Source organism: Desulfovibrio sp. 3_1_syn3, from assembly GCF_000145315.2.
GTDB lineage: Bacteria > Desulfobacterota > Desulfovibrionia > Desulfovibrionales > Desulfovibrionaceae > Desulfovibrio > Desulfovibrio fairfieldensis.
Genome location: NZ_ADDR02000001.1, coordinates 1,140,333 through 1,156,514, shown reverse-complemented (window position 1 = coordinate 1,156,514; position 16,182 = coordinate 1,140,333). Strand labels below are relative to the sequence as shown.

Here is a 16,182-nt window from a genome sequence, read left to right as displayed (position 1 = left end):
TACCTACTTTTGAGCGGCGGGAGTCTGAGCCTGCTGCTGTTGGGCGGCGGGTTCCTGCACGCGCACCTGGGTTCCGGGCCGGGCCTTGACCAGCCCCTCGCTGATGATCCTCTCGCCGCCCTTGAGGCCGGAATCCACCAAGTAGCGGTCGCCCACGGCCACGCTGAGGGTGACGGGAACGGGGAATACCTTGTTGTCCTTGTCCAGAGCCATGACCAGCGCCCCCTTCTGGGTCAGCAGGACGCACTTCTGGGGAATAAGCACGGCGTTGGTGAGCACGTCGCCTTCCATGAACAGGCGCACATACTGGCCGGGCATGATGTGGCCGTCGGCATTGGCGAAGACCGCGCGGGCCTTGATGACGCCCGTGCTGGGCTGCACCTGGCTATCGATGAACGTGACTTCGCCCTCGCCCTTGTACATGCTGCCGTCCAGCAGGCGCAGCTGCGCCTTGTAATGCCCGTCGTCCGGGAAGCGCAGCCGCCCGGCGGCGGCCAGCTGCTGGCGGCGCATGCGCTCGGGCGCGGCAATGGAAAAGTCGATGTACATGGGGTCGGTCTGGTTCACGTAGGTCAGCAGGGAATTATTGCCCACCAAGTTGCCGGGGGTGAAGTTTTCCTTGCTGCTGTAGCCGGAAACCGGCGCCGTCACCTGGCAGTAATCCAGATTGATCCTGGCCTGGCGCAATTCGGCCTTGGCGCTTTCATAGGCGGCGCGGGCGTTGTCGCGCTCCTTCTGGGAAACGGCGTTCTTTTCGTAAAGCGGCCGGATGCGCTTCCATTCGCGTTCGGCGTTGTTGAACTGCGCCTGGGCCTGCTGGACCTTGGCTTCGTACTGGTCGCGCTCCAGCTGGAACAGGAGCTGACCCTGCTTCACAAAATCGCCTTCCTCATACAGGCGTTTTTCAATAATGGCCTCCACACGCGCGCGTACTTCCACGGCGCGCGAGCCCGAGGCCTGGGCCTGATACTCGGCGGACCAGGGTACGTCGGCCACCGTCACGTCAAAGACGGCCACCGGGGGCAACATGCTTTGCTGGGCTTTTTTGTCGTCGTTGCAGGCGACGAGGGCCAGGCAGAGGCCCACTACAAGGGAAAAGGAAATCAGCGATCTCATGGTCATGCACTACTCCGTTGCGCGCGACGCTGTGCGCGCGCCGAAAAAGCCTTTTTTGACGCGGAGCCGCTCCGCGTTGAATACGTGGGCCCGTTGCGGGCAGGCCTTTTGAAGGTCAGCTCCGTGAAGCGCTCTTGCCGCCCGGCGGACGAGTTGCGGCGGGCGGCCTCTCCGGGCGTGAGAAATCCGGGACGCTCCCAAGGCAAATTGCCTATGAACCGCTCTGCGGTTTCAGAGATTCATTCAGCCGAAAAACGAAAATTGCGGTTCCGGTGGAACCCGGCCGTTTCACGGCGCGGGCATCCACTCTCGCAGCCTCCGGAACACGGCAACGTTTCAAAGCCGCCATGCTCCGGATCAACCCGTCGGCCGCAGGGCCGGCGCGGCTTCGCCGCGACGCAAACGCATCGGCGAACAAACTGCGCCCGAACGGACATCCGGGCGCAGACCCTGTAAAAGGGACTCAAACAGCCTTTTAGAAAGCATATTTCAAGGGAAAAAGCAAGAAACGGGCCAAGAGGGGGGAGAAAAGCTATGCTGATGAATTTCCTGTTATTTCACTGAGTTAACCACCCGCGTCCTCATTTTGCAACTTATTGAAATAACAAGTAAATTTTTTTCAAAAAAAATGGCTGTCCCCTTGCCGAAACGCGACCCGCGCAATAAGGAAGCACCGCCCCGGGCGTCCCGCCGCAACGGTGCATCTTTCGCCGTAGTGCGGCAGCGACCCCGGCGTGGAACGCAGGCAACGGCTGAAGCCACGGCCGCAGGTTCTATTCCGGCTCTGCGGCGCCCTCTTCCAGGCGGGTGCGCAGATGCCGGGCCTGGCGGCTGGCGATACCCAGAAAGGCGGCCCACCAGATGGCGTTTTTCAGCAGTTGGACGCGCTGAAAACGGTGGCGCTCGTCACCGGTGCGCAGGGCGGTGATGTCCAGATTTTTTTCGCTGCCGGTTTCGCTGAAAAAGGTAATCCGCAGGGCCGCGCGCTGGATGGTTTTGAGCTCCTCGGGCGAGAAGCGGCTCAGGACCCTGCCGGAAAGTTCCGTAGCCCGGAGCGAGGTGGTAGCCTGCTCCGAGTCGCATTCAAACTCGTGCGGGCGGCTGTTGATCAGCAGGTCCACCCGGGCGATATTGGCCAGATTGATCTTGCTGCGGTTGATCACCTTGCTCTGGCGCAACATGCGGTAATAAAAGGCCCCGAATTCCTCGGAAGCCCCGATGATCACCGTGGTTTGCGAATCCGGGTAAAAGACGCCGATGCTGGCCGTCATGCGCGACGCGTCGGCAATGCCGCTTTTTTCCTCGGCGATCAGGCGCTGCAGACGTGCCGTCTTGCGCTTGGTTTCCAGATAGAGGAAAAGCAGAAAGGCGATCAGCAGCGCCCCTAAGGTAAATTCCATGTGGCCGGTCTCCCCATCTCGACCTAGCCTTGTCTGAAAGCAAATGTCAAGGGCGGGAGGGTGCGTTGCGTGTTCTCAATCCTCAAAACGCAGGCGCTGCAACGTTCCGGCGCGCGCGGCCAGCAGTTCGGCCACCACGGACACGGCGATCTGCCCCGGCGTCTCCGCGCCGATGGACAGGCCGATGGGACAGCGTACCGCCGCCAGTTCCGCGTCGGGCACGCCCTGGGCGCGCAAAAAGGCATAGACCTGCTCGCGCTTGGATTTGCTGCCGATCATGCCGATGTAGGCGGCGTGGCTGGTCAGGGCCTGGGCCAGAGCCTCGCGGTCGAAGCTGTGGCCGCGCGTGACAATGGCCACGTAATGCCGCCGCCCGATGCCGCAGGCCTCCACCAGGTTTTCAAAACCGGGCAGGGTCAGGCAACGCCGGGCCATGGGAAAACGCGCCGGATCGGAAAATTCCGGACGGTCGTCAACCACGTCCACCACAAAGCCGCAGGCATGGGCCAGGGCCGCCACCTCCAGCGAAACGTGCCCGCCGCCGCAGAGCAGGAGCACGGGCGGCGCGTCCAGGGGTTCCACATAAACGGAGCGCTCCCCGAGGCTGATCAGCCCGGCCTTGTTTTTAATTTCTTCCAGCAGGGGGATTGCCGCGTCCAGGTCCGTGCGCACCGCGCCGGAGGCGGCCAAGGCCGCCCAGCCCTCCGGATCCTCCGGCGATGTTTCCGGCAGGGCCGCCAGGTGCAGGCGGCGCTGCGGCAGGCTCTCGCGGCTCACATCCACGATCCAGGCGCCCCGGCCGCCCTCGCGCAGCACCTGCCCGGCCAGGGCGAACAGCCGGTCCTGTTCCGGCCCGAGCGCTTCGCAGAGCACCTCCATGCTGCCGCCGCAGATCATGTCGCTGGCCGGGTTCAGGCCGGTGAGATCACAGGCGACGCGGGCGGAAATGCCGCTCTCCAGGCTTTGGCGGGCCGCCTCCACGGCGCGGGCCTCCAACGCGCCTCCGCCCACCGTGCCCTCCAGACCGGCCGCCGTGAGCAGGGCGCGGGTACCGGCGTGGCGCGGGGCCGAACCCCGGCTGCTGATGATGGTCAGCAATACCGTGGGAATCCCGGCGGCCAACAGAACGGCCAAGCGCTCTTCCAGGCAGTCCTCGCCCGCCGGGGACGGGACATTTTCCGGAACGCCGCCGCGCGGCGTTTCCGGGGCCGGATCAGGCGGCGTTTCCTTTTTGGAACTTTTACGCATCGCCGTCCTCCTTCACATAGCCGCAGCCCTTGACCGGGCAAATGATCTTGACCCCGTCCCGGCTCTTTTTCTCCACCAGATAGGGGGAATCGCAGCGCGGGCACGGTCCGGGCACGGGCTTGTCCCAGAGAGCGAAATCGCACTGGGGGTATTGGTCGCAGGAGTAGAAGATCTTGCCGCGCTTGCTGCTCTTTTCCACCAGGCTGCCTTTGCCGCAACGCGGGCAGGGCACGCCCGTGGAAAAGGGCGCGGCGTAATCGCAGGCCGGATAGCCCGTGCAGGCGATGAAACGGCTGCCGGTGCGCGACTTCTTGATCACCAGATCCTTGCCGCAGCGCGGGCACTGGCCCACCTTCTCATACTGCGGCTTTTCCTGGGCCACGGCTTCCACCTTGCCGTCCTCGGTACGCGCGAAATTGCTGGTGTAGCGGCATTCCGGATAGCCGGAACAGGCCAGAAACGCGCCCGCCTTGCCGAACTTGATCAGCAGGGGCTTGCCGCAGTCCGGGCAGGGCAGATCCGTGGGCAGGCCGCCCTTGAGACTCTGCATATTCTTGGCCGCCGCGTCCAGGGTGGGATTGAAATCCGCCGCGAAGGCACGCATCAGGTCCACCCAGTTCCGGCCGCCCTCGGCCACCTTGTCCAGCCCTTCCTCCATCTGGGCCGTGAACCCCACGTCCATGAGCTTGGCGAAGTGCTCGGTGAGCTGGCGGCAGACCACCCGGCCCAGGTCCGTGGGCACGAAATGGCGCTCGGCCAGATGCACGTAGTCGCGGTCCTGCAAAGTGGAAATGATGGCCGCGTAAGTGGAAGGGCGGCCGATGCCCAGCTCTTCCAGCTCGCGCACCAGGCTGGCTTCGCTGTAGCGGGCCGGAGGCTGGGTGAATTTCTGTTCCTTTTCCAGCTTGTCCAGGGTCAGGGTCTGCCCCGCCTTGAGCGGCGGCAACTCCGCGTCGGCCTCTTCCTTGCCGCGCGGCAGCACGGCCAGGAAACCGGGGAAGAGCAGGCGTTCGCCCTTGGCCCGCCAGAGGGTATGGGCGCAGGCGATCAGGGCCGTGGTGTCGTGGAAGCGGGCTCCGGCCATCTGCGAGGCCACGAAACGCGACCAGATCAGACGGTAGAGATTGTACTGTTCCGGAGGCAGATGTGGCTTGACCATCTCCGGAGTGACGGTCACGTCCACCGGGCGGATGGCTTCGTGGGCGTCCTGGGCCCCGCCCTTGGCCTTGTAGATGCGGGCCTTTTTGGGCAGATGATCCTGGCCGAAGGTCTGAACGATGAAATCACGGGCCGCCTGGCGCGCCTCGTCCGCGATGCGCGTGGAGTCGGTACGCATGTAGGTGATCAGCGCCGTAAGGCCCCTGTCACCCAGTTCCACGCCTTCATAGAGGCGCTGGGCGATGTTCATGGTGCGTTTGGCCGTGTAGGAAAGACGCTGGTTGGCCGCCTGCTGCAGGGTGGAGGTGATGAAGGGCGGCTGGGGCGCGCGCTCGCGCTCCTTTTCCTCCACGCTTTCCACCACAAAGGGCTTGCCCTTGAGCGCGGCCTCCAGCGTGTTCGCCTGTTCCGCATTGCCGACAACGGCCTTCTTGCCGCTGATCTTGACCAGCTCCGCCTTGAACGGCGGCGGCACGTCGGCGGACAGCAGAGCCTTGAACAGCCAGTATTCCTCGGGCTTGAAGGCTTCGCGCTCGGCCTCGCGCTCCACGATCAGGCGCAGTGCCACGGACTGCACACGCCCGGCGGAAATGCCGCGCTTGATGGTTTTCCAGAGCAGGGGCGAAATCTTGTAGCCCACCAGACGGTCCAGCACGCGCCGGGCCTGCTGGGCGTCGAAAAGATTGACATTGAGATCGCGCGGGTGCTCCAGGGCGTCCTTGACGGCTTTGGCCGTGATCTCGTTGAACTGGATGCGCTTGATGTCCTTGGCCTTGTCGCGGATCAGCTCGGCCACATGCCAGGCAATGGCTTCACCCTCGCGGTCCGGGTCCGGGGCCAGGTAGACCGTGTCGGCCTTGGCCGCTGCGGCGCGCAGCTCACTGACCACGCTCTTCTTGTTCTCGATCACCTCGTAATGGGGCGCGAAATCGTTGGCCTCGTCCACGCCCAGGGAACTGGAAGGCAGATCGCGCACATGGCCCACACTGGCCTGCACCGCATACTGCGGCCCCAGGAATTTTTTGATGGTTTTCACCTTGGCCGGAGATTCCACTATGATCAGCTGTTTGCCCATGCGCCGTCCTTATCCGGACGTCCGGCGGCCCCGCAACGGGGCTTCCGGCGTTCCGGGTTCATTGCATTTGTTATTGTAGGGGCAAGATACGACAAAAGATCGCGGCGTCAAGTGCGGCGGCCCGACGGAATCCCCGGCCGCCCTGTTTTCCCGCGCGGTGGACAGGGACGTTCATCTGGGCTAATGAGAGACTACCGGTCGGCCCGGAAATCTTTCCGCCCCCGGCCGGAAAGGATGTTGTATGCGCGCATTCCGCAAGTCATGCCGCCATGTTTTGCCCCTCCTGACGTTGGCGCTCTGTTGCCTGCTGGCCGCCTGCGCCGGGCGCCAGGCCGGCGACGCGGGAACCATGCCGGACGGCACAACGACCCACCCCCCCGAAGGCTCCCAAGGCCCCTTCGATCCGTTGCCGCGCGTGGCCGTCAAGAGCGGACAGAGCGTGCACGTGGCCGTCAGCGGCGGCGAGCCCAATCTGAACGCGGACCTGCAATCCATGCTCACGGCTTACATCCAGAGCGAGCGCGGCCTGGCCCCGGCCGACGCGGCCAAAGACGCCGACATCCTGGTGCGCGTGCGCATTGAGGATATTTACCCCCTGGGCTCCAAAAATGAGCCGGTCAGCGCTGGCAAAGCCCTGGGCGGGGCGGCCACCGGGGCCATGCTCGGCATGCTGCTGGGCGGCGCCGTGAACGTCAACGGCCGCAGCGGCGCGGGTTGGGGCGCGGGCGGCGGCGCGTTGCTGGGCCTGGGCGTGGCCCTGCTGGACAGCCACGGCAAAAGCAAGGTCTGGGGCATGCGGGCCAGGGTCGGCATCAGTCCCGACGGGCGCGAACCCGCCGAAGCCGACATGCGCCAGGTGGCCGTCAGCGCCGAGGGAGCCGACATGGGCCGCGAGGACAGCCTGCCCGCCCTGGAAGACAAGCTGAGCCTTGAGGTGCTCAACGCCCTTACGCCCTGAAAATGTCGCCTGACATCGTCCCCCGCCGCGACGGCTTTGCGACGCGGCGTTCTCGGACACCCGCGCCGGACGATATGCGTTTGGAAGGGCGGATTGCCTCCGGCAAGCCGCAAACCGTACTTTTCCGACGGGCCGTGAACAGAACGGCCCGTCGCATGCAAGGAGCCATATGCCCATAGCGCGATTGTTTCTTCTGCTGCTTCTGGGTCTGAGCCTGATTCCGCTCAACGCCTGCGTCCGTCAGCGCGACGGCGACGCCGGAGAGGTGGAGGTATTGCGCTCCGGCGCGTTGAATAGGGCCGGGGACGAGGACATCCCCAATGTGGCCTACGTGAACGTGCGCGACATGAGCAACCGCGTTTTCCATCTCGGTTCCCAGGCTGAAGCCTGGCTGGGCCGCAAGGGCTTCACCGTGACCGACAATCCCAGCCAGGCCGGGTATATTGTGCAGATTTCCGTGCTCGCGGCGGGCCCGGTGGACCCGGACAGCCTGCGCGCGGTGGTGGACGCCGGATATGACGGCCCCTCCAAATTTTCCGGCACGGGCGGCACCGCCCTGCTGGCCGACGTGCTGCTTGTGCAGCGGCGCGTGCCCAGCGCCCGCCGTCCCAGCCGGGCGAACCTGAAAAATATTTCCAACCGCAATGCCGTAGCCAGCAGCCAGATGCGTCTGGGCCTGCTGGTGCGCCATGACATCCGGCTGAAAGCCGGGCTCCCCCCCTATTTCGCGGACGTGCTGGCCCGGGAACTGAGCACGGCCATCAGCGCTGCCGACGGCGAAGCCGACGCATCCGCGCCCGCCACCCCGCGCTGAACGCGCGCAAGGCCATCAGGTCAGCGTGACGCGGCCCCCGCCACAGCGGCGGGGGCCGTTTGCTTTTCGGCATCCCGGCTAAAAAACCTTACGGTTCCCTAAGACAAAAGCTGACTCATCCGTAAAGAATAGATAACATGTCCAGCCACGCCGGTCCTCCATGAGTTCCGACGTTCACATACGGCTATGTTGTCCGGCCGTAGAGGCGTTCCCCCAACTGTCAAAGGAGATGCTATGCTTGCCTGGTACCGTCGTTTGCGCATGACGCCCAAAATCGTTCTGCCCGTCACTGTCCTGCTGGTGGTGATCTTGGGCTTTCTCACCTGGCAGATCCAGTCCAAGAGCTCTCAGGCTATCGAGGACGTGGCTAAACGCGAACTGGCGGCCTTGGGCGCGCAAAACGGCAACTATGTCAGAAGCTACCTGAACACGGCTCTCAGCGCGGCCGCGGCCCTGGCCGACGGCCTGGAGCAGACCCTGAAAAAGGGCGTGCCCCCGTCGCGGGAAACCCTGATCGCCATGGAAGAAGGCGTGCACATGGGCAACCCCGACATTTTCGGCTGCGGCATCATGTGGGAGCCCAATGCGTTTGACGGCAAGGACGCGGAATACAAGGGCGTCCCCGGCAGCAATGCCGAAGGCCGCTTTTTGTCCTACAGTTCCACGGGCGCGGATGTCACGGATCTGAACGATCAGCTCGTGCAGAGCTATTATACCGTGCCCAAAAAGACGATGGCCCCCTATCTTTCCAATCCCTACCCCTTCCCGGTGGAGGGCAAGGAAGTCGACATGTCCACGGCCGCCTATCCCGTCATCGTGGACAACGTGTTCCGCGGCGTGGCAGTGGTGGACATGTCCCTGGAAAAACTGGACAAGCTGATCACAAATATTGCCGTCTACGAGAGCGGCTACGCGGGCCTGCTCAACGACCAGGGCCTGGTGGTGGCCCACAAGGACAAAAGCCTTGAGAAGAAAAACCTGTTCGAGATCAACAGGTTCAATAATCCCGAAAAGGTCAGGGAGGCTTTCGCCTCCGGCAAACCCTACGTGGAAGAGGTGGACACCAAGGAAGGCCGGGTCTTCCGCTATTATCAGCCCATTCCCGTCCGGGGCAGCAGCCAGCACTGGTATCTGGCCGTCATCGCGCCCATGGACGAGGTGCTGGCCCAGGCCAATGCCATCAGCCGGATGACCGTCGCCCTGTGCGTCGCCACCCTGGTAGTGCTGTTGGTAGTGATCTTCCTGCTGATCCGCTCTTCCGTGAAGCCCATCAACTATCTGGCCAGGACGGCGGAAATCATTGCGGACGGCAACCTGGAACAGCCCATTGAGGACGAGCGTTTCGGCGGCGAAGTGAAGATGCTGAGCACCTCCCTGAAAAAAATGATCGCCTCCCTGATCGAGGGCATCAAAAAGGCCGAGGCCCTTTCGATTTCCGCGCAGGAGGAATCCCAGAAGGCCCGGGAAGCCATGACCCAGGCCGAGGCCGCGAGCAAGGAAGCCCAGAGCAAGACCCAGGCCATGCTGGTGGCCGCCGACAAGCTGGAGGAAGTGGGCAATGTGGTCTCCTCGGCGTCCAGCGAGCTGTCGGCCCAGATCGAGCAGTCCGACCGGGGCGCGGCCGAGTCCGCCCAGCGCCTGTCCGAGGCGGCCACGGCCATGAACGAAATGAACGCCACTGTCCAGGAAGTGGCCAAAAACGCGGGCTCGGCCTCCGCCGCCTCCGCCGACACCAAGGAAAAGGCCCAGGCCGGGGCTCAGGTGGTGGAAAAGGCCGTGCGCAGCATCGAGCAGGTCCACCAGATGTCCCTGGAGCTCAAGGGCGACATGACCCAGCTCAATGAGCACGCCCAGGACATCACCCGGATCATGGGCGTGATCTCGGACATTGCGGACCAGACCAACCTGCTGGCGCTCAACGCGGCCATTGAAGCGGCCCGCGCGGGCGAGGCCGGGCGCGGTTTCGCCGTGGTGGCCGACGAAGTGCGCAAGCTGGCTGAAAAGACCATGGCCTCCACCAATGACGTGGGCAATGCCATCAAGGCCATCCAGGAAAGCACGGCAAAGAGCATGGTCGGCGTGGACAACGCCGTGGAACGCATCGGCGAGGCCACGGAACTTGCCGGCCGCTCCGGCGAGGCCCTGCAGGAAATCGTGGCAACCGTGGAAATCACGGCGGACCAGGTCAACGCCATTGCCACGGCCAGCGAGGAGCAGTCCGCCGCTTCCGAAGAGATCAACCAGTCCATCGTCCAGGTCAACGACATGTCCCGGCAGACCGCCGAGGCCATGGGCGAAGCCGCCAGGGCCGTGTCCGACCTGGCCGCCCAGGCCCAGGGTCTTACCGAACTCATCGAGGCCATGAAGAAGGGTTAAGCGCTTACGGCCCCCTGTCTTCCCCGCCCCGCCGGAGCTCTTCCGGCGGGGCTTTTTCTTTCTTCCGCCTGTCGGCAATTTGTCGCGCGCCGTCCCGGCCCCGCGGCCCTCCGCCGCGCAAGGCCCGTGCCACGGCATTTGGCGGGCATTGGCACTGTACTTGCTTTGTTCTTTTCGCGCGGCAGGCCCGAAGCCCGTCTTCATTCGCCGCCGCAGGAGGAAGAGCATGTCACAGTCCGCATGGTTGATCCGGCCCCCGACCGAGCAGCAGCAAAATCCGGCTTCCGTCGCGCCCCAGCGCCGCGCCCCGGCCGCCCCGACCACCCCGGCGGGCGGCGGCGCCTCGCCTTTTGCCGCCCTGATGGCCGGTCAGGAAAAAAAGGGAGCGGACAAAAGCGCCCTTGTGGCCGCCCGGCCGGAGGAAACGGGTACCACCCTGCAATTGCGCAATCCCGTCCTGGCCGGACGCTCGCCCAGCGATCTCATACGCGCTCAGACCTTTACCAAGGCCCAGGCCGATCTGCGCCAGACCCAGGCCATGGAAGGGATGATGCAAAGCATTTCCGGCGGGGATTCGCCCCTGGATCTGGCCCGCAACATGGGCATGGCCCGGCATCTGCGCAGCATGACCAACACCTTTGAAGGCCGTCTGAACGGGCTGAGCATGGGCGATTTCATCCATACCCGGTCCGGCGCGGGACGCGGACGGCGCGCCGCGGGCCGGACTCAGGAACATGACGGGCTGGGCCAGCTTTCCGCCCGCTTCGAATCCGGCGGCGACGGCGTCGCGGCCATCGGCTATGACCGCAACGGCGGCACGTCCTACGGCAAATACCAGATCGCCTCGCGCGTGGGCAGCATGAAAAATTTCCTGGAATTCCTGGACGGCGAGGCGCCGGACATTTCCCAGCGCCTGCGCAAAGCGGGCCCGGCCAACACGGGCAGCCGCCGGGGCGGCATGCCCGACGCCTGGCGCAGCATCGCCAAGGAACAACCGGAGCGCTTTGAAGCCCTTCAGGAAGGCTTCATCCGCGAGAGCCATTACAAACCCGCCGTGGAGGCCATTGCGGAACGCACCGGCCTGGAAGCCGACAAGCTCTCACCGGCCATGCGGGAAGTGATCTGGAGCACCGCCGTGCAGCACGGCCCGGCGGGCGCGGCCCGCATTTTCGACCGGGCCGACGACCTCAGCGGCAAGCCCACGGACCCGGCTTATGAGCGCAAGCTCATCAGCAACGTCTACAAACTGCGCGCCGGGCAGTTCGGCTCATCCACCGACGAGGTGCAGGCGGCGGTGCATAACCGCTTCCGGCAGGAAAAGACCCTGGCCCTGAACATGCTGGACGGCGGCGGGCGCACCGCCCTGGCCTGAGGCGCGGGGGCGGTACGGCATGAGCGCTGACGTTCTGCTTCTCAACCTGACCCGTTTCGGGGATCTGCTGCAAAGCCAGCCCCTGATTCAGGACCTACACGACAGCGGGCATCGCGTGGGCCTGGTCTGCCTGGACAATTTCGCCGCTGCCCTGCCCCTGCTGCGCCATGTGGACGCGGCCTGGCCCCTGCCCGGCGCAAAGCTCATGGCCGCGCTGGACCGCCGCTGGCAGACGGCGGCGGCCACCCTGCTGGATCTGGCCCGGAGCATCCGTGAGGAGGCCCGGCCAAGCCGGGTCGTCAACCTGACGCCCAGCCTGCCGGGCCGCCTGCTGGCAAAACTGCTGGCCCCCTCGCCGGAGGTCGTGCTGGGCTTCGGCCTGGACGCCGAGGGTTTCGGCGTCAACCGGGGCATCTGGTCCTCGTTTCTGAGCGGCGCCACGCTGCGCCGCCTGAACGCGCCCTTCAATCTGGTGGACATGTTCCGCATGGTGGGCGCGCCCCTGTGCGCCCCCGGCATTGCCGCGCGTCCGGGGCTCTTCAGCCTGCAAACGCCCCCGGCGGAGGCCCTGGCCCACGCCGACGCCCTGCTGGCCGAGCCCGAAAATCCGCCCGCGGGTGGCCATATCCAAGGATTTGTGGCCCTGCAACTGGGCGCCAGCGAGGCCCGGCGGCAATGGCCCACAGCGTATTTCGCGGCCCTGGGCGACCGGCTCTGGCGCGAGGCGGGCCTCTGTCCGGTGCTGCTGGGCGCGCCCGCCGAAAACCCGCTGGCTCAGGAATATGCGGCCCGCGCCAGCGCTCCCTTCGTCAATGCCGTGGGACGGACAAATATCCCCCAACTGGCGGCCCTGCTGACCAGAACGCGCCTGCTGGCCACCAACGACACCGGCACCATGCATCTGGCCGCCGGCCTGGGCCTGCCCTGTCTGGCCTTTTTCCTGGCCACGGCCCAGCCTTGGGACACCGGCCCCTATCTGCCCGGCTGCTGCTGCCTGGAACCGGCCCTGCCCTGCCACCCCTGCCCGTATAATCAGGCCTGTCCGCACGAACAAGTCTGCCTGACGCGCATCAACCCGCACCGCGCGGGCGATCTGATTCTGGCCCGCCTGGAAAGCGGGGACTGGCAGGCGGGCCTGAGCCCGGAACTTTGCCGCGAAGCCCGCGTCTGGCTGACGGAAACCGACGAGTTCGGCTTCGCCCGCGTGCGCAGCCTTTCCGGGCACGAATGCGAGGACCGCAGCCTCTGGCTCAGCCAACAGCGCCTGTTCTGGCGTCACATTCTTGACGACCTGGAAAACACCGCGGACGGCGCGCCTGTCACGGCGGACGCGACAGGCGCGCCCGACCACCCGGCGATGGCGGAGGCCCGGACGCCGGACGCCCCGCCCTGCTCCCCGGCCTTTGTCGCGCGGGTGGCCCCGGTACTGGACCAGGCCGCGCGCCTGCTGGACATGCTGGCCGAGCAGGGCCGCCTGGCGGGCAAATCGTCCAAGGCGGGCCAACTTTTTCTGCTCAATTGCGAGCGCTTGCAGAATCTTCTGGACGCCTGCCCGCTCCTGGTCTCGCTGGGTTATTTCTGGCGCGAGCTGCGTCAGGAGCGCGGCGGCCGCATGGACGAGCTGCTGCGCTTTGTGGATCTGCTGGCCGGGCATCTGCGGCGCTGGGCCGCAAGCATGGCGGTTTGAACCGTAATCCGTTGTAATTCCTGATTTGGCACATGCCTTGCAATATCAAAGGCACGCAACATATCGGCAAATAATTCCCCGTGGGGAGCAAGGAGGGCTGTATGATTATTGTTGACGGTTGCAAAAGCGATAAGGAAATTTCCAACTTCGCCAACCTGGAAGAAGTGCTGACCAATCTTATGGACGACGAAAAAATGGATGACCGGGTGGTCACCGATGTTTTCGTGAATAATGAAAGTTTTTCGGAAATCTATCCCCACCAGGCCGAGGATGTGTCCTGCGACACCATCACCTCGGTGGAGGTGCGCTCCGTGCCCGCCGCCGAGCTGGCCGTGGACATGTCGGCTGAAATGGGCAAGGTGGCCCGGATGATGGGCAGCGGCGCGCGCAATGTGGCCCGCCTGTTCCGCGAAGCCTCGGACACCGACGCCCTGGAGCTGTTCCAGGACCTGCTGGACGTGACCCGCGACTTCATGGGCATGCTCGGCGTGCTGCGCGAGCGCTATCTCGGCGGCGCTGATGAGGAATTCACCCGCAAGGCCGAAAAACTGGCCGAGCTGCTTTCCGAAATGAGCGACGTGCTGGAAAACGAAGACTGGATTCTGCTGGCCGACCTGCTGGAATACGAATTCCTGCCCCTGTGCGATGAATGGCAGGAAGTCAGCGGCCATCTGCATGAACAGATGGTCAAACGCGTCGCGCAATAAACGCTGATGTTCAAAAAAATCCGTCCGGAACGGGCCGGGGCTGTACATGCCCGGCCGCCCAGGGGCGGGAAAAAGGAGTGCCCATGAGTCAGGGACTATGCCTGTTAGACGAGGCTTTGGATCTTGCCCGCCAGGAAATGCTGGCGCTGGAGGACGGAGCCTATGACAGGGCAGTGGAACTGGCGGAGCGGCGCAACGAGGTCACCAGCATGGCATGGCACGTGCTGGAATCCGGCAGCACCGACCAGTACCGGAACCGCCTCATCGAACTCACCCGGCTCCAGGAGCATCTGGCCGATCTCGCCACCAAGGCGCAGGAGGTCATTCGCGCAAGCCTGCAACGCTCGCGGCGGGAAAAACAGCGCATGCGGGGCTACCATCAGGCGGTGGGCCAGGCCCTGCAATAAAAACCGGCACCATGCAACGGGAACTACGATGCCCCGGCCTCCAGACGGAAGCCGGGGCTTTTGGTCATGCGCCGAACTTCCCGGTAAAAGGTTGGGTAGCTGGACAAATTCATGGCGTTTAGCTAATACTATAAGTTCCCAATCACATATTATGAATATTCAGTCAGGTCCCATGCCGCAAAAAACACTCCTGCTGATGATGAGCCTTGCACTTTTTTTATGGAGCGCCTCCGTTCAGGCTGGGCCTTATGTCATGCAGAACGAGCAGCACCTGACGCATGCCCGTGCCCTGGTCATGGCAGCCCTGGCGGCGGCGGACTTTAAAGCCGAATTCACGGATGCCCCTATGGGCAATGAACGCCGCAACGTATATCAGATCAGCAGCGGCGCAACCCATCTGGATATGATGCCCGCCACGCCGCAACGTCTTAAGCTGATGCGCCAGGGCAAACTGCGCATGATCCCCGTACCGCTGGACAGAGGCCTCCTCAGCTACCGCATCAACATCCTGCTGGAGAGCCATAAGGACATGCTGGCCGGTGCACACACCTCCCGCGACCTGCGCGCCTTCGTCATGGGCCAGAACGAAGGCTGGATGGATGTGGAAATATATCGCGCGGCGGGCATCCCCACCAAGGAAGTGCGCAACTGGAGCGAGGGCCAATTCGCCGAGCAGATGGAAGCCGGATTCATCGATCTTTTTCCTCTGGGCCTTGAGGAAACCCTGGCCTTCTTTCTGCCGCATTTCCGCAAGCGTTATCCACAGCTCACCACGGATGAGCACATTCTGGTGCGCTATCCATGGTTCCGCTTCGTCTGGGTTTCCCCCAAGCCCGATGCCGACGCCCTGTATGAGGCCCTGAAGCGCGGTTTCGCGACCATCACCAGAAACGGGACATTCATGAAGATCTGGCTGCGTTACCGGGCCGAGCCGGAGGCCGCCATTTTTTCCACACGCCGAATCATCGACATCGGCAATCCTTTCTACAACGACGCTCTGGTGCCCCCCGAATACCGTCAACTTATCTTCAGGCCTGGCTCATGACCAGCACACGCCAACGCCACGACACTCTCTTCCGCCAATTCATCAGACAGTTATTCTGGCCCATGCTCTTCACCGTGGGCCTAGCCATGGCCGCCAACATTCTGGTGGGCTACACAATGGCCCAGAACGAACAACTAAACCATCAGCGGATCATCGAAACGGCATACGCCCAGGCTCTGCTCAAACCCTTGTGGGACTGCGACGACAAAGCCGCCCAGGCCATTCTGGATGCGACCCTGCAAAATACCATCGTAAGTGGCGTCAGCCTGACCAGCGCCTGCACGAGCAGCCGCCTGCACAGCGGCACGACGCAGGACACGACGCAGGGGGAAGAGACGACGCTCGTCTACACAGACAAGACAGGACGCCGTTTCACAGTGGGAAGTATGAGCATGGCCTTCAAGCCCGTAAGCATCATGCAGAGTGCCACGGATTCGCTCTCGGCTTATCTGTTGATTACCGCAGCCATGGCCCTCTGCATGGCGGTGGTCGCCCTGCGGATTTTCCGCACGCTGATCAGCCAGCCGCTTACGGCCTTTCAGCGAATCATTGGCGGTTCCGCCACCAGCCGCAAGGACGACGCCCTCCACACACGGCTCACCACCCACAGAAGTGATGAGCTGACCGACGTGATCAAGGCGTATGATCGGCTCATGGATACTATAGACAGCCAGCGCATGGCCCTTGAGCGCCAGGCCCGCGTAGATCCCCTGACCGGCCTGGGCAATCGCCTTATGTTGGAGGAACGCCTCAACGCGGCCAAGACCCGCGCCCGCCGCCATATGGGACGCGGCTACATACTGCTTATCGACCTGGACA

12 protein-coding genes and 1 pseudogene are annotated in these 16,182 nt (G+C 64.1%); 9 read left to right on the top strand and 4 right to left on the bottom strand.

The genetic code is table 11. The features are described from left to right. Positions 1-3 precede the first annotated feature (3 nt). The 4 genes from HMPREF0326_RS04885 to topA form a co-directional block, all read right to left on the bottom strand. Positions 4-1,122 carry an efflux RND transporter periplasmic adaptor subunit gene (locus tag HMPREF0326_RS04885; RefSeq protein ID WP_008683361.1) on the bottom strand — a complete coding sequence of 373 codons (1,119 nt, stop codon included), beginning with the start codon at positions 1,120-1,122 and terminating at the stop codon, positions 4-6. Between the two features lie 767 nt (positions 1,123-1,889). Further along, positions 1,890-2,516, bottom strand: coding sequence for a hypothetical protein (locus tag HMPREF0326_RS04880; RefSeq protein ID WP_008683359.1), 627 nt, complete (start codon positions 2,514-2,516; stop codon positions 1,890-1,892). Positions 2,517-2,591: 75 nt separating this feature from the next. After that, complete coding sequence (locus HMPREF0326_RS04875) at positions 2,592-3,764, bottom strand: XdhC family protein (protein ID WP_009302712.1); 1,173 nt, start codon at positions 3,762-3,764, stop codon at positions 2,592-2,594. Then, on the bottom strand, positions 3,757-5,997 hold the full coding sequence (gene topA / locus HMPREF0326_RS04870; RefSeq protein ID WP_008683354.1) for a type I DNA topoisomerase: 2,241 nt from the start codon (positions 5,995-5,997) through the stop codon (positions 3,757-3,759). Before topA ends, HMPREF0326_RS04875 begins: the two co-directional genes overlap by 8 nt. 241 nt (positions 5,998-6,238) lie before the next feature. Between topA and HMPREF0326_RS04865 the strand changes: the two genes are divergently transcribed. The 9 genes and pseudogenes from HMPREF0326_RS04865 to HMPREF0326_RS17475 form a co-directional block, all read left to right on the top strand. Next, positions 6,239-6,955 carry a hypothetical protein gene (locus HMPREF0326_RS04865; protein WP_009302710.1) on the top strand — a complete coding sequence of 239 codons (717 nt, stop codon included), beginning with the start codon at positions 6,239-6,241 and terminating at the stop codon, positions 6,953-6,955. A gap of 169 nt (positions 6,956-7,124) precedes the next feature. Further along, on the top strand, positions 7,125-7,769 hold the full coding sequence (gene traT, locus HMPREF0326_RS04860; RefSeq protein WP_008683350.1) for a complement resistance protein TraT: 645 nt from the start codon (positions 7,125-7,127) through the stop codon (positions 7,767-7,769). Positions 7,770-8,003: 234 nt separating this feature from the next. Continuing rightward, on the top strand, positions 8,004-10,145 hold the full coding sequence (locus HMPREF0326_RS04855; protein ID WP_009302709.1) for a methyl-accepting chemotaxis protein: 2,142 nt from the start codon (positions 8,004-8,006) through the stop codon (positions 10,143-10,145). A 226-nt stretch (positions 10,146-10,371) separates the two neighbouring features. Then, complete coding sequence (locus HMPREF0326_RS04850) at positions 10,372-11,517, top strand: hypothetical protein (protein WP_009302708.1); 1,146 nt, start codon at positions 10,372-10,374, stop codon at positions 11,515-11,517. A 19-nt stretch (positions 11,518-11,536) separates the two neighbouring features. Continuing rightward, on the top strand, positions 11,537-13,204 hold the full coding sequence (locus HMPREF0326_RS04845) for a glycosyltransferase family 9 protein (protein WP_009302707.1): 1,668 nt from the start codon (positions 11,537-11,539) through the stop codon (positions 13,202-13,204). Positions 13,205-13,305: 101 nt separating this feature from the next. Then, positions 13,306-13,911, top strand: a complete 606-nt coding sequence (locus HMPREF0326_RS04840) for a hypothetical protein (protein ID WP_008683340.1) — start codon at positions 13,306-13,308, stop codon at positions 13,909-13,911. A gap of 83 nt (positions 13,912-13,994) precedes the next feature. Then, positions 13,995-14,318 carry a hypothetical protein gene (locus tag HMPREF0326_RS04835; RefSeq protein WP_008683339.1) on the top strand — a complete coding sequence of 108 codons (324 nt, stop codon included), beginning with the start codon at positions 13,995-13,997 and terminating at the stop codon, positions 14,316-14,318. 253 nt (positions 14,319-14,571) lie between these two features. Then, positions 14,572-15,363, top strand: a complete 792-nt coding sequence (locus HMPREF0326_RS04830; protein ID WP_232221576.1) for an amino acid ABC transporter substrate-binding protein — start codon at positions 14,572-14,574, stop codon at positions 15,361-15,363. Continuing rightward, a pseudogene (locus tag HMPREF0326_RS17475) lies at positions 15,360-16,142 on the top strand (GGDEF domain-containing protein); the annotation flags it as partial. The gene HMPREF0326_RS04830 and the pseudogene HMPREF0326_RS17475, both read left to right, overlap by 4 nt. Positions 16,143-16,182 lie beyond the last annotated feature (40 nt).